We start from the raw sequence: 24,604 nt of genomic DNA on the forward strand, positions 1-24,604 counted from the left end.
TCTACAATGTGTACTCACTTAACAGCAGTATCATCGAAGTGAGCTACTTTTTTGCCATATCTCCTATTATTATTTGGCTTATATCCATCGTTATCATAGGGAATTTTTCTTTGCTTTCTAAAAGGAAAATAAGCCTTTCTGACCTAGGAAAAAAAACGTTGGGTGTGTATATGCCATTGGGAGCTTTAATCATCTCCGTACTCATGGGGTACTACTTAAAACCAGCGATGGTTAATTATTTAATTGACCACGGATATCAGTTGAAAGAGACAATTAGAGCTTCTGCTCCTTGGCGACCAGATACTGATATCTACGTGCTTGAAAAGAAAAATACAGGCCTTTGACAAATTGCCACAGCTCACTAAAGCAATTAAGCAATTAAGCAATTAAGCAATTAAGCAATTAAGCAATTAAGCAATTTGAAAGGTTAGCTCAATGACCAGTTTTATTCGCATACTCCGATTTTCTCTCTCTGTAGGCATCATCGTTATCTCCACTATTTTTCTTGTTAAGAACTTTAGTACGTTGTTTGACGAAGATGCAAACTATGTAGTGATACGCGGATTCATCTCACTGTGGGCTATGTTTGGTGTGTTTTTTCTTGGCATCTCAGCATTGTCCATGTCGATAGTGACGAAAGGCAGTTGGCGTCAATCTCATTTCAACCGTATTTATGTAAGTTCGATACTAATTAATGCAGCTGTATTATCACCAGCATTAGCTGGCGTTTTGAAGTACCAATTGGAAAGTAAAGCACATGGTTATGTACAGTGTGAAGACCTTTCCCGCTCATCACGCCGCTACTCTAGTGCAACCTACGCAACAACAGCAGATGAATGCCAAGAATTGGCGAAGCTCAAGCAAAAACACAACGAGTAAAAGTACACGAAGCCATGGTTAATTAATGGTTGACAAAATACTGTTTGTTATTGGATCTGCAGTCATAGTGACCATCATTCCTTTTGGAATGTATGAAATGGCTGAAAGTCTATACGCGAGTGTCTTTTTGACAAAAAATGAAGTCGAAGTTAGCTATATTTTCGGCGTGCTTCCCTTGCTCACCTCAATATGGCTACTTGCACTGTTGGGATTAATTAGCCTTCCAATTAGGAAGAAAATCAACTTATCTAGTAAAACTAAAAAAATCATAGGCACCTACATCCCTATCTACACGGCTCTATTCGGAGTCGTGATAGCCATAATTGGCAAACCATTGATCGTCGAAAACTTACTGAGCCACGGATATGTACTTGAACGTACGGTCGATATAAAAACAACATTCCAGTGGGTGCTTGATAAAGAAGTTTATGTATATAGGGGCAATAATAAAGCGGATCCAAAAACATAATGATTAGGCCTACCTAGCCAAACCTGGCCTATATCAACATAACACATTGATTTTAAATTAAATTTACATCCTAAAATCAACCCTAGACTTACCTAAGGATTAAATTATAAAATCGTTGTTGAATAAAACCTTAGAGTATAGACTCTAAAAAATCATATTGAGTCAGAACGGTTTTTATGAAAATTCGTCCATTAGCAGTGCTCGCCGGAGGCTTGTGGCTGGCCAGTTCGTCTGCGTTTGCCGCAGCCATCAGCTTTGATCAGGCCTGGCAACTTCTTCAGCAGGAAAACAATTCGCTTGCCGCGCAGCGCTCCAATGTTGAGCGCTACCAGAATCTACAAAACGCAACCGGAAACCTGAATCTACCTCAAATCACGTTGGGTGCGAACTACACGGTACTTGATGATGACATTAAAGTCTCTGGCAAACAGTTGTTTGACAGCACAGGTGAGAGCATTAATGTGCCGCCGACGCTGGCCCCCATATTAGGCCCTATCCTATCGGACTTAGGGTCCGTCACATCGACGATCACTGAACGAGAGATTTTCACCTCTTCTATCCGGGCGATCTGGCCAATTTTTACGGGTGGACGCATCTCAGCCGCACAATCTGCTGCAGAAGGTCGGAAAGAAGAAGCACAAAGTGAACTGAAGATGGAAACTCAGGCCCGCTATGAAGACCTGAGCAAATACTATTTTAGCGTTCTGCTGGCCAAAGATGTGCTCGACACACGCTTAGCTGTAGAGAAAGGGCTGACGCGACACAGAGACAATGCGCTTAAACTGGAACAACAAGGCCAAATCGCTCACGTTGAAAGACTTCAAGCTGAAGCCTCGTTAGACAAAGCGACGGTAGAGCGTAAAAAGGCACAAAAAAATCTCGATATCGCCCAGGCAGCGCTAACTCAAATCCTCAATCAGGACGACATCGTCGAGCCAAGTGGCGCATTGTTTATCAACGACAACTTACCCCCACTGAACGCGTTTGTGGATCAAACCCTAAATACCTACCCGGGGCTTTCCTTACTGGATGCCAAAGAGAAGCAAGCCAGCAGCCTGATCAAAGCGGAAAAAGGGAAGTACTACCCTGAGGTCTACCTGTACGGTGATTACAACTTATATGAAGATGACTCGCTTGCCAGTCAATTAAAACCGGATTGGCTGGTCGGTGTTGGTGTCAGTATTCCTCTGATTGAATCTTCTGGCCGGAGTGAACAAGTAAAAGCGGCTAATAACGCGGTCTCTCAGGTTCGCTACCTTAAAGCTCAGGCTCAGCAGGATCTTAAAGTGTTGGTGAAAAAAACGTACCTGGAGGCTGAACAAGCTCAAGAAGAAGTCAAAGGTCTGAACTCCAGTATCCAACTGGCTCAGGAAAACCTCAAACTGCGCCAGAAAGCTTTCTCACAAGGGTTGTCGACCTCACTCGATGTGGTCGACGCCGAGCTATACCTTGCGAGTGTACGAACTCAGCAGTCTGCCGCCAGCTTCAATTATTTGTTATCCCTTACCCGGTTGCTGGCGTTATCAAGCGAAATGAACGCGTTCGACCATTACCAACAATCCGCAATTCAGCCAAGTCAAATGAATCAATAGGTGGAAAATGAAACTCGTAAAACCGACTATTATTGCCGTCTCCGCCATCGCTCTGACTGCGTGGATTGGCTACAGTTTTTATCAGGCGTACCAACCCGAGCCTGTACGCCTTCAGGGACAAATTGAATCGCAGCAGTACAGCATTTCCTCCAAAGTTGCTGGCCGTATTGATCAGGTTCTGGTTCGTAAAGGAGATGAGATTAAACAAGGTCAGTTGATCTTCACCATCCACAGCCCAGAGATTGAAGCCAAGCTCGAACAAGCCGTGGCGGGCCAGAGAGCCGCTGGCGCTCTGGCGGAAGAAGCAGAAAACGGCACGCGCGAACAACAGATTCGTGCCGCGCAGGATCAGTGGCAAAAAGCCAAAGCCGCGGCGCTGCTGGCTGAGAAGACCTACCTGCGAATCAACAACTTGTATAAAGAAGGCGTCGTGGCGGAACAAAAACGCGATGAGGCCCTCACGCAGTGGCAAGCAGCCAAATACACAGAGAGTGCTGCGCTGCAAATGTACAATCTGGCTAAAGAAGGCGCGCGAGAAGAGATCAAAACTGCTGCCGCCGAAAAAGCCAAAGCCGCTGCTGGCGCCGTGGCTGAAGTACAGGCCATTGCTGAAGACACCAAAATTGCCAGTTGGTTTGATGGTGAGGTATCGCAAGTTTTGCTGCGTAGTGGCGAACTTGCACCACAGGGATTCCCTGTAGTGACGGTTATTGATACACAAGATTCATGGGCCGTGTTGAATGTGCGAGAAGATCAACTGAAGCATTTTGAAAAAGGCGCTGAATTCACCGCTTATTTGCCGGCGCTGGATAAAGAACTCACCTTTAAGGTCAGCCACATTGCCGCGATGGGCGACTTTGCAACCTGGCGTTCCACCGACGCTTCCCAGGGTTTTGACCTGCGTACTTTTGAAGTAGAAGCCCGGCCGATCACGCCAGTGAAAAATCTGCGCATGGGCATGAGTGTCGTGGTAAATCTGTAAGATGAATCTACACATTCCCTCTCAACGGCAACTGCTCAGACGGGATAAATGGCTACTCTCTTGCCTGACCTGGGTGCCGGTCATGCTGGCAATCATGCTATGGTGGATTTTCTCTCATGGCATTGCCCGAGATTTGCCGATTGGTGTGGTTGACCTTTCACACAGCTCACTGTCCCGTACACTCAATCGAGACTATGACGCGACGTCTGCCATGAGCGTTGATTATCAGTTTCAGGATGTCGCTCAGGCACGTCAGGCCTTAATTCAGGGCGATGTGTACGCTTACGTCATCATCCCGGCCAATTTTGACAAAGACATATACCGCGGCATGCCACCCCAGGTTTCTGTTTTTTATAACAGCCAGTTCATTTTAGTCGGCAAGCTGATCAAATCCTCGGTTGCTGCCGCTCAGGGCACATTCAACGCTAAAGTTGATGTGATGCGCAATCTGGCTAAAGGCAACACCACCACACTCAGTGCAATGGGTCAGGCATTGCCGGTGCGTACTCAGATCACTGCCCTGTTCAATAAAAACTCAAACTATGCCCAGTTTCTGATCAGCGCCATTGTGCCCGCGTTGTGGCAAATCAGTATGGTGGCCAGCACCATACTGATCCTTGCTGCCAACCAGCATGCGGTCGCCCTGACCACGTGGCTGAGTGAGCGGCCGCTTGCGACTATCGCCAGAACTCTGGCCGGCTATGTCCCGCTCTTTCTGGCTCAAGGCGTGGCTTTTCTCATCTGGTTCTATCAACTGATTGAATGGCCGATGCATGGCAGCCTGAGTGCCTTGATTCTGGCACAACTTGTGACCGTGATAGCTTGTATGATCATGGGAAGCTTCTTTTTCTTCATGACGCTGGACGCTGCCCGGGCACTGAGTCTTGGCGGCGCGTTTACCGCTCCTGGCCTGGCATTTATGGGTATTACCTTTCCGGCAACCGACATGAACAGCCTCGCTCAGTTCTGGCGCAGTCTGCTGCCCATCAGTCACTATATTGAAGTTCAAGTAGCACAGGTGAGTTATGGCGCCGACGTACTTACGTCTCTTTACCACCTATTGCCTATGGCGGGATACGTCGTACCGCTCGGGCTGACTTTGCTGTTCGTTCGCAAACATCTCGCGAAAGCGCGCCAGGAGGAAGTGTCTGTATGAGTTTCTTTGAACTGGTGAAAGCCGAATGCAAAGCTTTGTTTACGAACCCTGCCGTCGTTCTGACGATATTTGGCGGGCTGGTCTTTTATTCGTTTCTCTATCCACTTCCCTATGCCAAACAGGTACCTCAGCAACAACGGATCAGTATCGTTAACCTGGATAAGAGTCAGACGAGCTACCAACTAGAACGCATGGTAGACGCCACATCACAAGTTGAGGTTGTCCAGCGTGATGACTCCATCGCCAGTGCCAAACAAGCATTTCTAGAGGGCAAGGTCAGCGGCATATTGGTGATACCGGAACATTTTTATCGCGATCTGCTGCTTGGAACCAGTCCAACGCTCGCCTACACTGGTGATGCGTCCTACTTCCTGGTGTATGGCACCATCGTCGAGGGTCTGGCCGAAGCTGGCGGCACCCTGTCTGCACAGGCGAAGGTGTCGAGGCTGGTATTAGAGGGCGAGCCGTTGTCGCTGGCCAGTCAACAGTATGCACCGGTCAAGCTCAACATGAAGCCGACTTTTAACCCACGCGGCGGTTATGTGGATTACGTGGTGCCCGCGGTGTTTGTCCTGATCCTACAACAAACTCTGGCCATGGCTTCTGGCCTGATGGGGGGAACACAGAAATACGGTCACGGATACTGGAACCGGGTGTCTGCCCCCATGTTGATCACCGCCAGAACCTTAGTGCTGACCATCATCTACTACGTCATGAGCATGTATTATTTTGGTGCCAGCTTTACGATGCACGGTATCAGCCAACTTGCTCAAGCCAGCCAACTGCTGGCTCTGCTGCTGCCCTTCTTGTTATCGACCATCTTTATCGGTATCTGGCTCGGCGCAGTGACACCTCGGCGCGAACTGGTGACTGTGGTCGTCCTGATCAGTTCAATGCCACTGGTGTTTGCCGCTGGGTTTATCTGGCCGGTTGAAGCGATTCCGGCTCCGATTGTCTGGGTATCGCACCTGTTTCCAAGTACCGTCGCGATTCAGGGTTACCTCAAACTTAACCAGATGGGCGCGAGTTGGCATCAGGTTGCCAGTGAATACACACAACTGTGGGCGCTGACACTTGCGTGGGGCGCCATTGCGCTGATCAGTTATCGAAAGAGTCAAAAACAATGGGTCTGTTGACACAACAATGTCAGACCCTACTCATCGTTCGGTGAGTTTTGAGTCATATCTGAGAATCGGGTCTCTATTGAGGCCCGATTGTGGTTTAAGATGGCAGATGAACCTATAAGATATCGACATCCAATCCAACACGCGCGCCCATATGCAACCTAACACCCACCGCAAACCTGAAATTAAGATACGTTCGTTTCTGGCGATCATCTTAGTCCCTCTGCTGATTGTTATCCCAACAGCGGTCTATCTGGCGGTCTCTGGCGTGCAACGTGATTTGCGTACAATTGCTGACGCATACACTCACAGGATTGACGAAGTCATTACTGAACTGAGAGATGAAAACCGTCGGGCCATACAGCACGCTGACCGCTGCGAAGCGATTCGGGAAGAACTGTTGTTTGAGAGCATACTGCGTGAGTTGATCATCGTAAAAAACGGGGTGGCAGTCTGCTCATCAAAACGGGGAGAAATCGATCATAACCTCACCGACTTCATTCATCGTGACGGCGTCACCTCTGGCGAGTATCTAATTGACCTGAGTAAAGACCCGGCGCAGCGTACTTTGATCGTGGTTGATACACTGCCCGGCGATAAGTTCTCCGGCGCTTTTTCCATCGTTGAGCGCGGCTACTTAGTCGATCGCATCGGTCGGGTAGAAAATGACAAACTCAGTTATATTCGGGCGCGTTTTGGGGAACGTACCTACCCCGCCGGACAGTCGTTTCATTCAGAGTCACTGCACCTGATATATCCTTCAAAGAAATATGATTACTCATTGCTGGTTGAAGCCAAGCGCGAATTCATTCTCCGGGAGCTCCTCTACTTTATCGCCAGTGGTATCCCGGTCTCTCTGATGATCTCTGCTCTGTTTCTCGTCACCACACGCTATCTGCGTAATCGTGAATCTCTGCTGGATGATTTGAAAAAGGGATTAAAACGTAGCGAGTTGTTTCTGGTGTATCAACCGATCATCGACGCCAGCCAGAATAAAGTGACCAAGCTGGAAGCCCTCGTCCGCTGGAAACATCCTACTCTCGGGTTGATCGGCCCGGACACCTTTATCTCCATTGCTGAATACCATAACCTGGTGGATGAGATCACTGATTTCGCTCTTGAACGTGCGTTAACTGAATTGACCGAGTTACCGCTGAGCAAAGGCATTCAGGTGGCGATCAATATTCCGCCGTCTTACCTGCATAACCCGGATAATATTGATGCTCTGATTTATTACAACAGCGAGTTCAAGCAGCAGGGATACGAGCTTTGTGTTGAAATTACCGAACGTCAGATGCTCGATGAGCTCAGCCGGAACGAAGTAAATAACCTTCACCACCAAGGTTTGTCCATTGCAATTGATGACTTTGGTACCGGGCACACCTCCCTGTCAGTGCTGAAAGACATACGTTTCAGTTTTCTGAAAATCGACAAGTGTTTTATTGACACAATTGGCATTGATACCGTCAACGCCATGGTGCTGACCACCATCATTGATTTGGGGCACAAACTGGGGGTACGGCTGATTGCCGAAGGAATAGAAACGCAAGCGCAGGCCGATTACCTCAAAGCGCAGAAGGTGCACTTCCTACAGGGCTTTTACTTTGCCAAACCAATAGCGGCGCCCGAACTATCGGCCTGTATTACGGATATCGATCAACGCACGTGAATCCGAGCTGTCCGATCAAAAGCCGCGTTTTTTCCAGAACTGGCCTTCGTCTCTCGCTACCAGATGGAACGTTTTCTCAGCGATGGTTCTACCGTTAAGTTCAATACGCATTTGCCATTGGCCCAGTTTGTCATTCACTGGAGCCCAAATAGCATCGCCAAGATAGAAGTCCCAGTCGTTGCTGCCGACATGCTCTTCACCCTCAAAAGGCGCCAGCGGATCCCCTTTCTTACTCAAAATACCCGGGTGGTCAATACAGTAATGAATGACGGCCCCTTTGGCTTTTTTGATGTTGACGATAAACCCGAACTCGACATCAATGTCTGCTGGTACGTGCGTCGTAAACTCTTGAATTTTAGGAAGGTGCTTAGATTTTGAATCCCATGTGGAATAAATTCCGTAAGACGTCATTTCAATTATCGGGGATCGCTTTGCCACGCCTGCCACCTTTTTCGCATTTCTTTAATAGTGTGTTCATCAACACCGTGGATATTCTGATATTCGCCATCACACTCGATCACTTCCAGACGCGCACCATAAACTTGCGCCATTTTCTGATAGACCCGCATTTCCCAGCGCCGGATAAATGTATTGGCGACCACAACATCCTGACCGGCAGCTAGACAACGTTTGGTTTGGGCCTGGCACCAATGGTGAGCTCGCGCAATATGATCAGCATCATAGTGATACTCCCCTTCGTCATTGAGGAAATACATGTCGGCTTCGAAATGATGGGCATTCATGGTTTTTGCTAAGGTCGATTTCCCCGACCCTGGAAGCCCACGAACTAATGTCAGTGTTGGTGCCATTTGCTGTCCAGACTTAAGATCAAGAGGCGATATTAAGGAAAAATGCGTCAATTGGCTATCGACATCTCAAATTGATTAGGTTAACTTTGGAAGTATAGACGTCCAGAAAGACAAGCTTAGGGAGAAAGCTGTGCCGATCAAGATCCCCGATCAATTACCTGCTACGGATATTTTGCGCAACGAGAATATCTTTATTATGGCGGAATCACGTGCATCCACTCAGGAGATTCGTCCACTTAAGGTGCTGATCCTGAACTTGATGCCAAAGAAGATTGAGACCGAAACCCAATTCCTGCGTCTGTTGTCCAACTCCCCACTTCAGGTGGATGTTGAGTTGCTGAGAATCGATGATCGTCCAAGTAAAAACACACCAACGGAACATCTGGACACCTTCTATCGTCAGTTTGAAACCATTAAGAATCGCAATTTCGATGGTCTTATCATTACAGGCGCCCCGCTAGGTTTGGTTCAGTTTGAAGATGTTCTCTACTGGGAGCACCTTCAGACCATTATGGCATGGGCCAAAGCGCATGTGACATCAACCCTTTATGTCTGCTGGGCGGCTCAGGCAGGGCTAAAACTTCTGTACGACTTGCCCAAACGTACGCGTAAAGAGAAGTTGTCTGGTGTTTACCATCATGAGATTCACGATCCACACCATCCGGTTCTGCGCGGCTTTGATGATACATTTTTAGCACCACACTCCCGCTACGCTGATTTCTCACCGGAATTTCTCAATGAACATACCGATCTGGACATTCTGGCCACGTCCGATATTGCCGGTGTTTATCTCGCCTCCACGAAAGACAAGCGCAATGTGTTTGTCACCGGGCACCCTGAATACGATGCCATGACACTGCACAACGAGTACATCCGCGATTTAGGTGAAGGCATGGAACCGGCGATCCCAATCAACTACTACCCAAACAACAACCCGGACAATAAGCCAATTGCCAGTTGGCGCAGTCACGGGCATTTGTTGTTCTCTAACTGGCTGAACTACTGCGTTTATCAACAAACACCGTACGATCTTGAACATTTCAGCGAAGACAAGTTTACTCGGGACGAGAACTGACGGTTGGGATTGGTTACACCGCCAGCAACTGGCGGTGCAATCTCATGTATATTGCCAGACAGATCGCATTGTCATGCTCCGGAATACTGAAATCCGTCACTCTGACTTATCATACGAGGGTGATTTCAAAGGAGTGAACCATGCGGCTTTGTTTTGTGGCCTGTCTGTTGCTGACCCTCACGGGGTGCATATCGGTATCGGACAACCAACAGACAGAATTTAAACCTAACCCTGTTGATATGTCAGAATCAAGAATAGCCCTAGGGCTGGGTTATCTGGATCAGGGCAACATGCCCCGTGCCCGTGAGAATCTGGAACAGGCTCTCAAGCACGCTCCCGACTACTATCGCGCCCAACTGTCCATGGCCTACTACTACGAAGCCGTAGGTGAAGCAGAATCGGCCGCAGCGCAGTATCGTCAGGCACTCAAACAGCACCCTCACAATGGCAACGTTTTGAATAATTACGGCACGTTTTTGTGTAAGCATGGTAAATACAACCTGGCAGATATTTACTTCAATAAAGCCATCCACCAGCCGGACTATTACCAGGTCGCGTCTTCTTATGAAAATGCCGCGTTTTGCGCCTTAAAGTCAGGCGATAAAGCACAAGCCAAAAACTATTTCCAGCAGGCCGTCGATCACAACCCAAACCGGATTCGTGCGCTATTCCAGTTAACCCAGTTGGATATCGATCAAAAAGACTATACCAATGCCAGACAACGCCTGTTGCAGTTTCAGGAAAAATGGGGCGTGCATCGCGCCTCATTGGAAATGCTGATAAAAGTCGAAGAAAAAGCGGGCAACACCCAAATGAAGAACAGCTACCAAAATCAACTGCTGGCTCTAAGCCATTAAAAAAGCGAGCCGCAGCTCGCTTGCATTATCTTTGCTTGGCTTTAAACCAACGCGCTCTTTGCTCCGGCGTTTGAAACGTCCAGGCGATAAAGCGACTGATTTTCTGTCCCTGACTCATTTCATAAACCCGTGCTTCTGCCGCGCCAGCTTTCTCCAGATTTTTTCTCATCCAGCGAACGTTCTCTTTTTTTGAGAGCAAACTGGTAAACCACAATACCTGAGCGCCAAAGTCACGGCTCTCAAACGCCATGTTCTTAATAAACGACGCTTCGCCACCCGGACACCAGAGTTCAGCTTTCTGACCACCAAAATTCAATACGGTGTTGGCATCCTTGGCCGGTTTTGCAAATTGATGGGACTGGCCTCGCTTTGCCCGGTTTTCATTCAGATTACGTAATTTCCGCTGTGTCCCTTGCTCCGCTTCCGCCAATGATTTGTGAAACGGCGGATTGCAGGTGGTAATGTCGTAATATTCACCCGGTTGGATGATACCTTGAAACGTAAAACGACTCTGTTCCTGAAGCCGACATGTCACTAAGCCAGAAAGAGAACGATTGTTAGCTACGATCTGATTGGCATTTTTGACCGATACCGGATCAACGTCACTGCCTACATAACGCCATCCATACGCAACAGAAGCCACAATCGGATATATGCAGTTCGCCCCTACACCGATATCCAACGCCTGAATCTGGTTGTGCTTTAATCCTGGACATTCGTTGCTCATCAGTTCGGCAGCGCGATGAATGTAATCAGCCCGCCCGGGAATCGGTGGACACAAATAGCCTTGAGGAATATCCCACGCCTGAACACCATAATAGTGTGCCAAAAGTGCCTTGTTCAGACATTTCACGGCCGTCGGATCCGAAAAATCGATACTTTGCTCACCTTTTGGATTTTTGACCACGTGAGCTTTCAGCTCCGGCAGCGCTCTAACCAGTTCCAGAAATGGATAACGTCCCCGGTGCGGGTTGTTGGCGTGTAAGCCCGCTTTTCCTTTTATCGTTTTAAATACCATGCAGCTTTGGGATTCGGCCTGTGTCTTTCCTTGGGCGACTGCACGCTGTAACGATCGGTTATTTTTTTTAGTCATATTGGTTTACTGGTTTTTCAGTTCCTGATAAATCATGAACAAGCGGGCATCAAGTTCGAGTTGGTGGTAATCCGGCTCCATATGACAACAAAGTTGATAAAATGCTTTGTTGTGCTCTTTTTCTTTAAGATGGGCCAACTCATGAACCACCAACATCTTCAACAGGGGTTCTGGTGCATCTTTGAAGATACTGGCAATACGTATTTCATTCTTCGAACGAATTTTTCCACCATGCACTCGTGAAGCATAGGTATGAAGTCCCAGAGCATTGTTAATGAGATGAATTTTGCTGTCGTAAATGACTTTGCTCAATGGGGCCGTTTTCTTCATAAAACGATTTTTGAGCGCCATCGTGTAATCAAACAGGGCTTTCTCACTCTTGATAGTGTGTTTTTCTGGGTAGCGATGCTCGAACCAGCGCACTAACTTACCGGATGTCACCAAAGACGCTACTTGCTCAACAATGTGCTGCGGGTACCCGTGCACGTAACGAAGTGAAGAATGCATGACTCACCAACTCTGCCATCATGTCCTGAAATGAAAGGCGGCAAGTGTATCAGATATGCACGGCCGTGTTGACAACTGAAATGGCCAGCGAGCGCTTTTGTCTCGGGTCGGTTTTCGCTACACTAGCCTGCTAAATTTTCGAAAACCCGTACTGCTATGAAACGTGTTGTTCTGTACGTCAAAGACAAATGCCCACACTGCAAAGATGCTCAACGTTATCTGGAATCAAAAAACATTCCGTATCGTCTTTGCAATGCAAAAATGCAGCGTGGCCGCAAAGAGCTGGATGCCATCGGCGCCCGTTCTCTGCCGGTACTTAGAATTGGCGATCGTATTATGATTGGTTGGAACCCTGCCAACTTCGAAAAAATGTACCGCTCCAAATAGCGAGCGGTTAAAACGACAAAAGCCCCGAGAATATCGGGGCTTTGGTATTTTACATGTCAGTAAAGAAAGACTTACTGTTCAACCGTGTACTCAAATTCTGGTACGTACACATCAACACGGCGGTTCTTAGCGCGGCCTTCTCTGGTCGAGTTATCTGCAACCGGATTGCTCTCCCCTTCACCGCGGGCAGAGATGCGATTAGCCGAGATACCACGCTTCATCAGATCATTTTTAACAGATTGCGCGCGTTTCTCTGAGATCATCTGGTTATACTTTTCCGTACCGGAAGAGTCGGTATGCCCCACGATTTCGACATTGGCTTGAGGATACTTGTTGAGGAAATCCACCAGCTCACCCAAGTGCTGTTCACTTTCAGGTTTTAGCTCGGTGCTGTTGAGCGCGAACAGACCTGAACCCAGTAGCGACGCTTCGTAAGTTTTGGTCATAACCACAGGCTCTTCGACAACCATCTCCTCTTCCACCATCATCACCGGCTCTTCTTCGGCACCAAACTTGAATGCCACACCCAGTGTTGCAGAATTGGCTTCTGCGCGAACGATATCATTGTTGATGTCTGTCAGTACCTGGTACTCCAGACGGACCGCAACTTTCTTGTGTGGGTCAAGTTGCAGACCGACCGCACCCAGATAAGAGGCGTCGTTTTCGTCACCATAGTCGACGTACGCACCTCCAAACTTGCCGTAGACAGAGAACGAGTCGGTTAAATAGAGGTTGAGTTTCGGTGCCAGAGTGAACGCCTGAACGGAATCGTCGTCAAGACCAGCAGCATCAAACTTACCTAAGTGATCGTAGCCAGCTTCAAGTGACAGAAAATCCCAGAACTGGTAACCACCAAAGACACCCAGAGTCACATCTTCGTCATCACATGCGGATGTAGAAGTACATGCGTCATCCAGCCAAGATTTACCTGCTTTAGCACCGAGATAGAACTCAGCCATTGCAGACGTTGACGCCAATAACATTGACGCTGAAATTAGTGCAGCGAGCTTTTTCATTGTCATTCCTTAGTCTGTTTTTCTAATTACATTCCAGCTACGCACTTTTACCACTGCGCAACCTTATGAACATAGATTGGAACAAACAAAAGTCAAACCAGACAAAGCGGAAACAAATTGAATTTATTAAAATTAATGAAACAAATTGTGTACCGTTCCAAAAAACTCGAAAAATAATGAGAACTTTCTTGATTTTTGGCTGTCTCCCGACTCTGTACCCAAGAATCACACATAGCGCTTGATGAATTCGATGAAAGTACGGTCCGCTTTCGACAAATATCCGTCTTTACGCCAGGCTAAAGCTAAATCGAGCATAACGGGCTGTTGAAAGGAAATACCAACCACATCCTTTTCGTGCTGAGTCACCAGCTCCAGCAATGCCGTAATCGCGAATTCGTTCTTTACAATACTGAGTATCATCGGCAACAAATTGGTTTCAAACGAAAATTTCATGCTCAGCCCATATTTCTCACACACAGCATCAATGAAGTCCCGGTGAAAGTAGCCCGGTTTGAACATCACTAACTCGTGCTCAAAAAATTCGTCAAAGGTAAGCGATGCTCGCTCCGCCAATGGATGATCTCGACCCACCACTGCGACCATTTCCGACGTCAGCAGATGGTCCGTTTCCAGATCGTCCGGCACATCCGCATTATTGATCACGCCGATATCCAGCTCACCGTCCAGAAGCATCTGACGTATTGATTGTGTTCCGGCATCGATCAAGGTCAGTTTCAGGTTCGGGTAATGACTTTTGAACGCCATAACAATCTCAGGAAAAAAGTACGACCCCATCATACTTGGCGCCCCCAACCTGACCTCTCCTTTTTCCAGACCGATCAGTTCATCCATGGCCAGTTTAGCGTCATCGAATTGTTGCAGGATGCGCTTGGCATGTTCATAGAGCACCTTCCCTTCGTAGGTCAACTCAACCTTACGGTCTTGCCGACGAAACAGCTCCACGCCTAATTGAGCTTCAAACTTGCGAATGGAGATACTCAGTGCAGGCTGAGCTATGTGCAGGGCTTTCGCCGCCATGGTGAAATGTCCGTGGTCAGCGACAGCGACAAAATGTTTCAGTTGGCGACTGTCCATAGTGAATATAAAAAATATATCATTGTGATATTTTTAATATATTTAATTAATCCAGAAGTAAATGATAACTTAATCACGTTTTCTACGTGAGGTGATGAGTCATTTTATGATCGAATTAGGCAGCCGTGAATACCGCCATGTTGTCTTGAGCCTGGCTCTGGGTTCGTTTCTGGTTTTTTGTAACTTATATGTTTTTCAGCCAATGCTGCCCTACATGGCGGTCGAGTTTGGCGTCAGCGAAACGCAAGTCAACTGGATATTTGCTGCCTCAACGTTGGCACTGTCGCTGTTTCTGGTTCCCTGGGCTATCAGTTCCGAATCGTTCGGGCGCCGGCGTATAATGCTACTCGGGCTGTTTGCCATGCCGTTAATTGGCGTTCTGATGGTGTTCACAGACAGCCTATGGTTACTGGCCATGACTCGTGCGCTGATGGGAGTTGCGCTGGCAGCTTTTGCGTCCGTCGCAGTGGCCTATATGGTCGAAGAGTTGTCGCCGGCCGCGTTCAGTCAGGCGATTGGTGGCTATATTGCGGCTAACTCTCTGGGTGGTATATGTGGACGGATCGCAGGCGGAATGATCACAGAAGCATTTGGCTGGCATGAAGCGGTGTTGGCCATGGCAGCCTTCAGTTTTGTCGGCGCCGTTGCAGTCTGGTCATTGTTACCCACTCAGCAACATTTCACGCCCACTCGTGGTCTGTTTTTTCATCATAACCGTGCCTTGGTTAAACATCTCTCTAACCGTACCATCTGGCTTGCCATGTTGATTGGCGGTGCCAATTTCGCGTTGTTTGTCAACCTGTACTCTGTGATGGGCTTTCGCCTGGTCAGTGAACCACATAATCTGCCTATTGGCTTGGCCTCGTTGATATTTGTCTGTTATCTATCCGGAACCATCAGCTCTAAACTGACCGGGCAATGGACTAAACGCCGCCAGCCCATTCCCGGGATGGTGACAGGCAGTATTCTCAGCATGATTGGCATGTGGCTGGCGCTGGTCGATCAACTGCCCTTTATGTTGTTAGGTCTAATCCTGATCAGCTTTGGCGCGTTCTTCACCCATACGCTGGCTTACGCCTGGGTGAGCCAGAAAGCCACGCAAGCAAAAGCGACCGCAACGGCCCTGTATCTGGTGCACTATTATGTTGGTGGCAGTTTGGGCGGGTTCTTCCTGATTTATTGCTGGCAGCATGGTGGCTGGTTGAGCGTGTCTCTGGGAGGAATGCTGCTGTACGTCTGTATTTTTTCGCTCTGTTATGCGTTATCCAAGCGCCAATCGGCTGGTGAACAAAACCAACACCAAGTGACGGCGTAATCTGGTACACTCAGCCGCTTGTTCAACTCAAATACGTGTAGTCATGTCAGAACTCCAATCAGCCGACAGCAATGCAATAGCTCAGCAGGTCGAGCAGTGGTTAACAGAGGTGGTGATCGGGTTAAACTTATGTCCGTTTGCCGCCAAACCTCAACGCAACAAGCAAATCAAGATCTTCGTCAGCTCAGCAAGCCAGGATGAAGACCTGCTACAGGATATCCTTGACCAGATCATTGAGCTGGACGAAACCGAACCCGACGCGCTGGAAACAACCTTGGTCGTCGCGCCACACATGCTTGCAGACTTCTTTGAGTACAACTTATTTATTGATTGGGTCGAGGCACTGATTCGCCAACATGACCGCGAAGGCGTTTACCAGGTCGCGACCTTCCATCCTGACTACTGCTTCGCCGGAACAGCATCAGACGATGCCGAAAACCTGACTAACCGTTCCCCTTATCCAATCTTTCACCTGATTCGCGAGGAGAGCATGGAACGAGTTCTGAAACACTACCCCAACCCGGAAGCCATTCCGGATACCAATATCGCCCGGGTACAAAACTTAACCGAAGCGGAACGCAAACGGCTCTTCCCGTACCTATTTGGCTCTCTGAGATAGCCGCAAGACAGGGGGTCTGGTAAGATTGGCCCATCATTTTGACCACAATGGACCGGGATAATGCACTTATCTAAACTGACCCAAGACATTTTTGATCACCTCTACCGTGACATCACCGAATTCAGAAGTACTTTTGATCTTCCGGTGGCAGCACCTGACAGCCTGGATGAGAAGGCGGATACGCTGCATACATCTTTAGCAATTGAAGAGCTGACGGAACTGGCTGAGGCTGACAACAAAACAGAGCAAGCAGACGCGATCGTCGACAGTGTCTACGTGCTGATGGGACGTCTGGTGCACCTTGGGCACGATAAAGTTGAGGATAACCTGGCAATCAGCTACCTGATTGATTTGTTACTGAACGTGGCTGTTAATCGTGGTATCGAGTTCCTTCCATGTTGGGATGAAGTTCACTCAAGCAACATGAGTAAAGTGTGCCGCAATGAACAAGAATACACCGACACAGAAGTTCACTACGCTGAGCAAGGCATTAAACTGATGGCGGTCCAAAAAGGCGACTACATCATCGCGAAGTGTGCGGAAGACTTTGTTTCCGACGCCAAAACCATTCGTCAGGGAAAAGTGCTGAAATCGGTGTACTACCGCCCTGCTGATCTGGCGCCACTCACTCGCTAAATACGGCAATCAGCCTGTCAATAACATGCCGACCCAATGGTTGGCATGTTACGTTTTAAAAGCAAAAAAAAGCCACCTCAGGGAGACCAAGGCGGCTAGCAATACGTGTCTGTGAGACACAAGCCTAACAAGAACGAGAATGTATCCCTTTCACTAATGCCAAGCGCGTGCCAACTTTTACAAAAACATAACCAATTGATTTATAATGATTTTATTTTTCACCACAATGAATCTTATCGTGCGATTGCTCTAATCTGGTGCTCTTTGCACAAATCTTGTTAACGATTCAGTCGAAGATCAGATACGGCTGCCCTTCCAGGTCAAGCATTTTTACCCGGGTTTTAAACACATCCGAAAGGCGTTGCGGGTTAAGCACCTCTTTTGCCGTACCGACACTTTGCAAAACGCCCTTGTCGAGCAAAATCGCTTTATCAGCCAACCGTAACGTCCGGTTAAGATCATGATTCGCCATTACGACACAAATGCCCTGTTGCGCCACTTCACGAATCAACTGATACAATAATGCTTCCTGACCAATGTCGAGCGGTGCCGCTGGCTCATCAAGAAACAACGCCTTAGCATTAGGGTTCAATGAAGGCCACACTTGCAGGCAAATCGCGGCCAACCTGACTCTCTGCCATTCTCCGCCTGACAACTGATTTATTGAGCGATGCAGTTTATCCCTGATGTCGACCAACTGGGTTAAATGCGCGATGACCTCACCAATGGTTTCTTGTGTTGCACAGGTATGTTCAGGAACCGACAAAGCCAAATACTGAAACACCTCAATATCAAACGCAGGTCGTTCACTCTGACTCAAATAAGCCCGTTTCAGAGCAAGTTCTTTAAGCGTGACGTTTTTGACATCAACTCCATCAACTAAGGCTTGCCCCTGATAATCCAGGACGCCAGCGATGGCCGACAGTAAAGTGCTTTTGCCACTTCCGTTCGGCCCAACAACATGAACGACTTCGCCTCGTTCACACTGAAAGGACATCGGCAGCAACCGTGACCCAACACACAAGCTCTTAATCTTTATCATGCGCAGTAATTCAACCTGAAAGTCTCTCCGCCGCGTAGAATGACGAACTTGTGAAAGAATTTCAACCAATCGCTACAAAGCACTCAATACCAGGTTATTGATTTTTTTATTTTTTCTTTTGAAAGAGAATCTGACTGACCATGATAGAAATTAATAGCACGCACAAGTCTTTGAATTCACAATTTTTCCTGAGCCAACCTTGCTCGTAAATAAGAACAACGTTAATATCTTCGACGTAAGACTTAATTTGCAATTAAAGCTTGGCAAATAGTGACCCTAAACAGCCATAGAAATTTAATTGAGACTCAAAATTACAGCAATAAAAGTGACATAACATCGCACTACTTAATTAAGTCTCCTTTCCTTCACATTTGAAGGTTATTTTTGCTAACGACGTTTGTTTAATCCATTACGCTAGATAAATTATATGAAAATACTTCATACAGAATCCGTAAACGGCTGGGGTGGCCAGGGTATTCGAGTGCTCAACGAATCGTTAGGCATGATAGAGAGAGGTCATGAAGTGGTGATCGCCTGCCCGCAAGACTCCGCGCTATTTGAAAATGCTCAAAAGCGCGGAGTTCCCGCCGTCGCTCTTCCCATCCGGAGAAAATCGTTTTCCGGCCTTTTTAGCATGTATAAGTATCTTTCATCACACCACTTCGATGTTATTAATACGCACAGCTCAACGGACAGTTGGCTCGTTGCAGTGAGCTTGATATTTTGTCGAAATAAACCGAAAGTTGTTCGTACGCGACATATTTCCACTTCAGTTAAAAACAATAAATCGACACTTTGGCTCTACAATCAGGGGTGTGATTTTATTGTCACAGCCGGTGAAAGACTGAGAGAACAGTTGAATCGTGAAAACAAGATTCCTCTGGAGAAAATTCAATCCGTACCAACCGGAAGTGATGAACTGCATTTCCTTCCTACTCAGGATATTCTAAAAAGTAAGCAAGCAGTCAATTTGCCTACTGATAAGATGGTGATCGGTATTGTTGCTAAAATGCGCTCCTGGAAAGGTCATGAGACCTTGGTCGATGCACTGCAAAAACTCAAGCGGGATGATTTTCATCTTGTCATTGTCGGTGATGGCCCTAAACGCGCTGAGATTGAACCCCGCGTTCCGTCCCTTCACTATCCTGTCACCTTTACTGGTGAGTTGGACAACGTGGTACCTTATTTACAGGCAATGGACGTTTTCTGCCTTCCCTCGTACGGTTTTGAAGGGCTTCCTCAGGCAATGATGCAAGCCATGCTGTGCCAACTTCCGGTCATCGCTACCGACGTTGGCAGCGTGACGGAGTTGATTCAGCATGAGCAAAATGGCCTGATCGTTAACATTCGAGACAGCGATGATCTGGCAAAAGCCATTGAGCGTCTGTTGGATGACCGTACGCTGCGTACCCGTTTCGCAGAAAAAGCACGTCAAATCGCGCTGGAAAAATGTACGCTGACTAAAATGGTCAACGACATGGAAACCATTTTCGCCAGCTAAAACGCACAAAGGTTACCTCAAGGTAACCTTTTTAGCGCTTGCCCGCACACTTAGCGTAAGTCGTCGTTAGGCATCATGATTTCGCACCAACATCCAGATAAATACCGGCGCGCCTATGGTCGTGGTTACGACACCGAGCGGCAGTTCTGCGGCATTGAGCGCGGTTCTGGCGACTAAGTCTGCAATCACCAGCAGCAATGCACCAAAGAGAGCCGAAAGTGGGATCAGATAGCGGTTCTCTGTCCCCAGGGCCAAACGCAATAAGTGCGGCACGACCAACCCCACAAAGCCGATCACGCCGCCAAGGGCCACAGCGCCACCCACCAGTACCGACACAGCAAGAATAAGCTTCCAGCGAATGGCATTCACGTCTACCCCTAACTGCTTAGCATGCAATTCACCCAACATGAGTTTGTCTAGCACGTTGCCTTGGCAACACAGCCACAGCACAAAAGGAATCAGCATTATGGTTAACGTATGTTGATACCAGGTTGCACCACCGATACTGCCCATCAGCCAGTACATCAACTGACGTAAGCTCAGGTTGTCACTGAAATAGAATGCCCAGGTGACCACCGCGCCGGACAAAATCCCCAGTGCCACCCCCACCAGCAGCAAACGAGTGGTGGTCAGTTTCATCGCTTTAGCCATCGACACAAGCAGAAGGGTAAAAACCAGAGATCCCATCACTGCCGCCAGCATGAATCCAACTGGCGTTGCCGCCCACGGCAGAAAAAACAACACCAGAACCATGGCAAGGCTGGCGCCACCGGATATTCCAAGTACGCCCGGCTCAGCCAGCACATTGCCCAGCAGCACCTGTAGCACCGCGCCGGAAACCGCCAGTGAAGCCCCAATTGCAACGGCAGCCAGCAAACGAGGCAAGCGCAGTTGCATGACTAATTGTTGGTCCAGTGCTGACCATTCGGCGAAGGGCGAGATGAACACTTCCCCCACCATCAAATAGCCAAAACTGAACAAGATCAATCCGGCAATGAAAAAAGTGGCGCTGCGCTGCCAACGCTGGCGTTTAACTCGAAGAAGCTGATTGAAATCCATCAAAGCATCGGTATTTGTGTATAAACAAAAAGAATGGCTTAACGATACCGTTAAGCCATTCAAATAGAAAGCGAATCTAAGTCGGTCTCAGGTTAATCGTAGACCAGTTGATCGTCTTCGTAACGTGTCGCGACTTCACACACCATCAGAGCTGCACGCTGACCGATTGCGACATGACGGTTCGGGAACACGATCGCCTCACCCTCATTTTTCGCCATCAGCGGCTTATCGCCATCATGACCAAACACTTCTCCGTGCTTAAATGCGGTAAAGTTTTCAACCTGATCATCGAACATAAAGTCGAAATCGTCATGCAGGCGCACCAACGTACGGCTGACACGATACATAATGGTTCGTTTAGGCAAGTGTTCCGCTTTGGCAGAGGCCACCAAATCACGTAACGCCAGATCAAAGGCCACCAATTTCTCGAGATCATTTTCCCCGATGCGAGCCACACGCCCCAGTTCCATCGTCAATGCTTGTGCGCCGAAGTTTTCAGCGCTGTACCAACTGAAGGTACTGGATGGTGCATTGGACAACAACACCGCTTCCACATGGCCGCTTTCAACGAAATCAAACAAGGCTTTGCTGCGCACCGGATGGCGGGTTTTCGGGCTCACCGCAAAAGTGTAATGCTTGGACAAACGAATGGCGCAGTGTAAGTCCAGATGCCAACGGGTTTCTGGCTCTGTTCCGGCATAGAAGTCCGACACCACCGATTTCAGATTGTCTGCAATCGTGGTCTCTTTCGACGGCTCATGCTCTTTGTCGTCAAACAAGCGGTTGAGGTTTTGCTCGATAAAACGCGTGTGATTATTGGTGGCTTCCGGGTGCGCAACAATAAACAGACAACGTTCAGTGACAGGCTGAAAACCGGTTTGAATATCTTCGATAATCTTATCGGCCAGCTCCATGGGTGCGGTTTCATCGCCATGAACACCACACGAGATAATAATGTTTTTGGTCTCAGACCCGACATGCTGAGGAATCACTTCCAGCACACCACGTTGGTGCAGTTTCAGTGTCACTCCGGAAGCTGACGTTTGCTCGCCCGGGAGCATTTCGTGTTCTAAGTCGAGGCTGTCAAAAAGAAAAGATTGGCGAAAGAGGGATTTCGTCATGCGCTACTCCTTTATTGCACAGCGGTATGTTAATGAATTGTACGGACGATTTATGTTGAAATGATCTCACTTATCGACAGAAAACCTGTCTCTGCCTGTAAATCCATTCACACTCTGCACAAAATTAAGCCGAGCATCACCGCTCGGCTCATATTCCGCATATTCTACCACTAAATCATTGCGCTAGCAGTTGTTCAAAGCGATCAATTTTTTCTTTGACGCGCGCAAAACTCTGTTGCCAGAAATCGGGCTTGGTCAGGTCCATGCCCAGGTGCTTTTGCACTACCTCTTCTGCCATCATACTGCCGGTGTCGCGGAGCAACGCAACGTAATCGGCATAAAACTGGTCGCCTTTTGCCTCGCGTTGCGCGTAAACGCCGCCACTGAAGAGATAGCCAAACAGGTACGGGTAGTTGTAAAAGCTGATTTCCGAAATACTGAAATGCAGTTTGCTGGCCCAGAAATAAGGATCCGTTTCGTCCATCGATTCCCCGTACCACACTTTCCAGGATTGGCTCATCAGTTCGCACAACTGACTGGCGCTAAATTCTCCAGACTGACGTTGCTCGTACAGAGCTTTCTCAAACTCAAACCGCACCGGAATATTGATCGTGAGCGCATAACAGGAGGAGAGCTCTTCCCACAACATTTCCAACTGCTCTTCACGCGTTTCGGCCTGACTGAGCAAAGTATCACGGACGATATTCTCAGCAAAGATCGAGGCGGTCTCAGCCAACGTCATCGGATACCGTGTCTGGCACAGTGGCATATCCCGCATGACCCAATTGTGGAAAGCGTGCCCAAGTTCATGAGCCAGCGTCAGAAGATCGGAGCGGCTTCCTCCCCATGTCATGAAAACCAAAGGCGATCGGGTTGCGGCGAATTTGGTGCAGTACGCGCCCAAACGACGGTTGTCACTCGGTGAAGCGTCAATCCAACCATTATCAACCATCATCTGTACGAAGTCTGACATTTCCGGATGCACTTGCGCAAACGCGGTTTTGATAACCTCAATAGCTTCATCAAAAGAGTACACTTTAGGCTCAGAACCGGTCAGTGACGGCATCGCCGCCATGTGATTCCACGGTTTCATCGAGTCCAGCCCATAAACCTGAGCCATCAGTTGCCCGGCTTTCTGGCCAATACTGCGTTGCTGGTGCGCCACTGACATCATGGCATCCAGCGTTTCAGGTTCAATACAACTCTCATGTAGCGCAGGCTCAAGAAAATGCATCTCACGCTGATAAGAACGTTTCGCGTATTCCGTTAGTCTCCAGCCCGACAACGCATTGAGAATCGATGCGAAACTTTCCTGATGCGTTGCCATGGCTTTTTGAATACCACGCCACGCCGGTTCCTGCTTATCAAATTCACCACCGTAGAGTATGCTCGCTGCCTGAGAGAACCCCATGGTTTCATTCTGTCCGTCAGGCAATTCAAGCGTGACCTGTAGCGAGCCAGTCAGGTTATCGTAGAGTCTTCCCCACGCATCTCGGCCATCCACTTCCAGTGCTGAAATCAGCTGCTCTTGTTCTACTGGCAACATCACATCTGCCAACTTACGCAGGCTTTCTATGCCAAAGGCCTGACCATAAATATCACCGCTATCGTGGTCCAGCACCTGACGAATGAACTCATCGTCGGCGTAAGTCAGCGTATTTTCATACGGGCTGTAAGCTTGCGAAAGATCCGAGCTCAGTTTCGCCATTTTTCCGGTCAGAGACTTGGCCTGCGCGTTGGTGGCATCGACGGAAGCATGGCAGGTTGCAAACGTATTGATCGTGGCCAGCAGTTTCCCGGCGGCTTCGGAGGTTTGAATGGCGTTTTGTACGACGGACACAGAGTCACGCTGGTCGCTGTGTTGTTTGAGCACGGTAATGCACTGCTCGATAAGTTGAATGTCTTGCGTGATTTTGGGATCGTCCAAGCCTTGATAGGCAATCGTGAGGTTCCAACTTGGCGTTGTCATAGGTTGTCCTAATGTCATGCTTAAAGCACTTCACCAATCGTTTTTACGCTGGCAAAGCGCGAGTCCGTTACTGAAATTTGTACGTGAGAGAGCGACTGGTTGGCAATATTCAATTGTGAATACCACGCCGGGTTTTTCCAGTCCAAGTTAAGTATATGAGCCAGTATGATACGTATCGTCCCGCCGTGGCAAATAAGAAGTGTATCCCCGTGCGCCGTATCGACCAGTTTATCCCACGCCTGAGTAACGCGTTGATGAAACTCGGCTAGGCTTTCTCCATTGGGAAGCGGGCGGTCTGCCGGGTCGTACCAGAATGCTTCGAGCTCCTGCCATTTATCGTCCAGCTTTTCAAAAGCGACACCGTCGTAGTCACCGAAGTCCATTTCCTGAAACGCGGCATCCAGGTTTAGCCGTACATTATCCAGCCGTTCATGAAGTAAAGCCGCCACTTGTGCACAGCGCTGTAATGGAGAGCTCACAATGTGGGTTATCGGTAGTTCCTTTTCCACCATTCGGTCACGAATTCGGTGCTGAACGGCCAAATCGACCCCGACGTCGGTTCTGCCGTTCAGAGCCGATTGCCCGAGTGTTTTACCATGACGAAGTAAATAGAAATTCAGCACTTTCATCGT

Annotated in this window: 26 protein-coding genes; 15 read left to right on the forward strand and 11 right to left on the reverse strand. The window is 48.3% G+C overall.

Going from position 1 to position 24,604, the window contains the following annotated elements; genetic code table 11:
* From CAG64_RS06475 to CAG64_RS06510, 8 genes are all read left to right on the forward strand, one after another.
* Nucleotides 1–344, forward strand: a 344-nt coding sequence (locus CAG64_RS06475; protein WP_161489288.1) for a hypothetical protein, incomplete at its 5' end; no start/stop codon positions are given.
* Nucleotides 345–435: 91 nt separating this feature from the next.
* A complete protein-coding gene (locus tag CAG64_RS06480; protein ID WP_161489289.1) occupies nucleotides 436–879 on the forward strand; it encodes a hypothetical protein in 444 nt (147 codons plus the stop codon).
* A gap of 25 nt (nucleotides 880–904) precedes the next feature.
* Nucleotides 905–1,348: a hypothetical protein gene (locus CAG64_RS06485; RefSeq protein WP_021705555.1), complete on the forward strand. Its 444-nt coding sequence runs from the start codon at nucleotides 905–907 to the stop codon at nucleotides 1,346–1,348.
* Between the two features lie 176 nt (nucleotides 1,349–1,524).
* Entirely contained in the window at nucleotides 1,525–2,940 is a 1,416-nt protein-coding gene (locus CAG64_RS06490; RefSeq protein WP_161488835.1) for a TolC family protein, read from the forward strand.
* A 7-nt stretch (nucleotides 2,941–2,947) separates the two neighbouring features.
* Nucleotides 2,948–3,922: an HlyD family secretion protein gene (locus CAG64_RS06495; protein ID WP_161452885.1), complete on the forward strand. Its 975-nt coding sequence runs from the start codon at nucleotides 2,948–2,950 to the stop codon at nucleotides 3,920–3,922.
* 1 nt (nucleotide 3,923) lies between these two features.
* On the forward strand, nucleotides 3,924–5,078 hold the full coding sequence (locus CAG64_RS06500; protein WP_161488834.1) for an ABC transporter permease: 1,155 nt from the start codon (nucleotides 3,924–3,926) through the stop codon (nucleotides 5,076–5,078).
* A complete protein-coding gene (locus CAG64_RS06505) occupies nucleotides 5,075–6,214 on the forward strand; it encodes an ABC transporter permease (protein WP_161488833.1) in 1,140 nt (379 codons plus the stop codon). Before CAG64_RS06500 ends, CAG64_RS06505 begins: the two co-directional genes overlap by 4 nt.
* 142 nt (nucleotides 6,215–6,356) lie before the next feature.
* A complete protein-coding gene (locus CAG64_RS06510) occupies nucleotides 6,357–7,871 on the forward strand; it encodes an EAL domain-containing protein (RefSeq protein WP_161488832.1) in 1,515 nt (504 codons plus the stop codon).
* 15 nt (nucleotides 7,872–7,886) lie between these two features.
* On the opposite strand, the gene CAG64_RS06515 is transcribed toward CAG64_RS06510, so the two are convergent.
* Together CAG64_RS06515 and CAG64_RS06520 are read right to left on the reverse strand one after the other, a co-directional pair.
* Nucleotides 7,887–8,309: a DUF3859 domain-containing protein gene (locus tag CAG64_RS06515; RefSeq protein ID WP_161488831.1), complete on the reverse strand. Its 423-nt coding sequence runs from the start codon at nucleotides 8,307–8,309 to the stop codon at nucleotides 7,887–7,889.
* On the reverse strand, nucleotides 8,288–8,680 hold the full coding sequence (locus tag CAG64_RS06520) for an AAA family ATPase (protein WP_161488830.1): 393 nt from the start codon (nucleotides 8,678–8,680) through the stop codon (nucleotides 8,288–8,290). The genes CAG64_RS06515 and CAG64_RS06520 overlap by 22 nt, the downstream gene beginning before the upstream one ends.
* A 130-nt stretch (nucleotides 8,681–8,810) precedes the next feature.
* Between CAG64_RS06520 and metA the strand changes: the two genes are divergently transcribed.
* Both metA and pilW read left to right on the forward strand, forming a co-directional pair.
* Nucleotides 8,811–9,755 carry a homoserine O-acetyltransferase MetA gene (gene metA, locus CAG64_RS06525; protein ID WP_021705547.1) on the forward strand — a complete coding sequence of 315 codons (945 nt, stop codon included), beginning with the start codon at nucleotides 8,811–8,813 and terminating at the stop codon, nucleotides 9,753–9,755.
* Nucleotides 9,756–9,895: 140 nt separating this feature from the next.
* Entirely contained in the window at nucleotides 9,896–10,612 is a 717-nt protein-coding gene (pilW, locus tag CAG64_RS06530; protein WP_021705546.1) for a type IV pilus biogenesis/stability protein PilW, read from the forward strand.
* 25 nt (nucleotides 10,613–10,637) lie between these two features.
* Here the strand turns inward: pilW and rlmF are convergent, their stop codons facing one another.
* The gene (rlmF, locus tag CAG64_RS06535; RefSeq protein ID WP_161448368.1) at nucleotides 10,638–11,705 is read right to left on the reverse strand and encodes a 23S rRNA (adenine(1618)-N(6))-methyltransferase RlmF; all 1,068 of its coding nucleotides are present in this window, start codon (nucleotides 11,703–11,705) and stop codon (nucleotides 10,638–10,640) included.
* 6 nt (nucleotides 11,706–11,711) lie between these two features.
* Nucleotides 11,712–12,212: a M48 metallopeptidase family protein gene (locus CAG64_RS06540; RefSeq protein ID WP_161448366.1), complete on the reverse strand. Its 501-nt coding sequence runs from the start codon at nucleotides 12,210–12,212 to the stop codon at nucleotides 11,712–11,714.
* Between the two features lie 156 nt (nucleotides 12,213–12,368).
* Between CAG64_RS06540 and CAG64_RS06545 the strand changes: the two genes are divergently transcribed.
* Nucleotides 12,369–12,599: a glutaredoxin family protein gene (locus CAG64_RS06545; RefSeq protein ID WP_161448363.1), complete on the forward strand. Its 231-nt coding sequence runs from the start codon at nucleotides 12,369–12,371 to the stop codon at nucleotides 12,597–12,599.
* A gap of 71 nt (nucleotides 12,600–12,670) precedes the next feature.
* Here CAG64_RS06545 and CAG64_RS06550 read toward each other — a convergent pair whose 3' ends face one another.
* Nucleotides 12,671–13,615 (reverse strand): OmpA family protein, encoded by a 945-nt coding sequence (locus CAG64_RS06550; RefSeq protein WP_161448361.1) that lies wholly within the window; start codon nucleotides 13,613–13,615, stop codon nucleotides 12,671–12,673.
* A 225-nt stretch (nucleotides 13,616–13,840) separates the two neighbouring features.
* Nucleotides 13,841–14,710 (reverse strand): LysR family transcriptional regulator, encoded by an 870-nt coding sequence (locus CAG64_RS06555; RefSeq protein ID WP_161488890.1) that lies wholly within the window; start codon nucleotides 14,708–14,710, stop codon nucleotides 13,841–13,843.
* Between the two features lie 106 nt (nucleotides 14,711–14,816).
* Between CAG64_RS06555 and CAG64_RS06560 the strand changes: the two genes are divergently transcribed.
* From CAG64_RS06560 to CAG64_RS06570, 3 genes are read left to right on the forward strand one after another with little or no spacing between them, the layout of a single operon-like run.
* The gene (locus tag CAG64_RS06560) at nucleotides 14,817–16,025 is read left to right on the forward strand and encodes an MFS transporter (protein WP_161488889.1); all 1,209 of its coding nucleotides are present in this window, start codon (nucleotides 14,817–14,819) and stop codon (nucleotides 16,023–16,025) included.
* Between the two features lie 43 nt (nucleotides 16,026–16,068).
* Entirely contained in the window at nucleotides 16,069–16,644 is a 576-nt protein-coding gene (locus CAG64_RS06565; protein WP_161488888.1) for a DUF1415 domain-containing protein, read from the forward strand.
* A gap of 60 nt (nucleotides 16,645–16,704) precedes the next feature.
* Nucleotides 16,705–17,280: a nucleoside triphosphate pyrophosphohydrolase family protein gene (locus CAG64_RS06570; protein ID WP_161454183.1), complete on the forward strand. Its 576-nt coding sequence runs from the start codon at nucleotides 16,705–16,707 to the stop codon at nucleotides 17,278–17,280.
* Between the two features lie 286 nt (nucleotides 17,281–17,566).
* Here the strand turns inward: CAG64_RS06570 and btuD are convergent, their stop codons facing one another.
* Nucleotides 17,567–18,322 carry a vitamin B12 ABC transporter ATP-binding protein BtuD gene (gene btuD / locus CAG64_RS06575; RefSeq protein ID WP_161488887.1) on the reverse strand — a complete coding sequence of 252 codons (756 nt, stop codon included), beginning with the start codon at nucleotides 18,320–18,322 and terminating at the stop codon, nucleotides 17,567–17,569.
* Nucleotides 18,323–18,749: 427 nt separating this feature from the next.
* On the opposite strand from btuD, the gene CAG64_RS06580 reads away from it, so the two are divergent.
* Nucleotides 18,750–19,823, forward strand: coding sequence for a glycosyltransferase family 4 protein (locus CAG64_RS06580; RefSeq protein WP_161489132.1), 1,074 nt, complete (start codon nucleotides 18,750–18,752; stop codon nucleotides 19,821–19,823).
* A gap of 66 nt (nucleotides 19,824–19,889) precedes the next feature.
* Here CAG64_RS06580 and btuC read toward each other — a convergent pair whose 3' ends face one another.
* From btuC to CAG64_RS06600, 4 genes are all read right to left on the reverse strand, one after another.
* Nucleotides 19,890–20,882 (reverse strand): vitamin B12 ABC transporter permease BtuC, encoded by a 993-nt coding sequence (btuC, locus tag CAG64_RS06585; protein ID WP_161454225.1) that lies wholly within the window; start codon nucleotides 20,880–20,882, stop codon nucleotides 19,890–19,892.
* A gap of 92 nt (nucleotides 20,883–20,974) precedes the next feature.
* Complete coding sequence (locus CAG64_RS06590; protein ID WP_161454224.1) at nucleotides 20,975–22,003, reverse strand: succinylglutamate desuccinylase; 1,029 nt, start codon at nucleotides 22,001–22,003, stop codon at nucleotides 20,975–20,977.
* 175 nt (nucleotides 22,004–22,178) lie between these two features.
* Entirely contained in the window at nucleotides 22,179–23,972 is a 1,794-nt protein-coding gene (locus CAG64_RS06595; RefSeq protein WP_161454223.1) for a M3 family oligoendopeptidase, read from the reverse strand.
* Nucleotides 23,973–23,992: 20 nt separating this feature from the next.
* Nucleotides 23,993–24,601 carry a histidine phosphatase family protein gene (locus CAG64_RS06600; RefSeq protein WP_161488423.1) on the reverse strand — a complete coding sequence of 203 codons (609 nt, stop codon included), beginning with the start codon at nucleotides 24,599–24,601 and terminating at the stop codon, nucleotides 23,993–23,995.
* Between the last annotated feature and the right edge of the window lie 3 nt (nucleotides 24,602–24,604).

The sequence above is a fragment of the Vibrio sp. V38_P2S17PM301 genome, assembly GCF_009904845.1.
Lineage (GTDB): Bacteria > Pseudomonadota > Gammaproteobacteria > Enterobacterales > Vibrionaceae > Vibrio > Vibrio proteolyticus.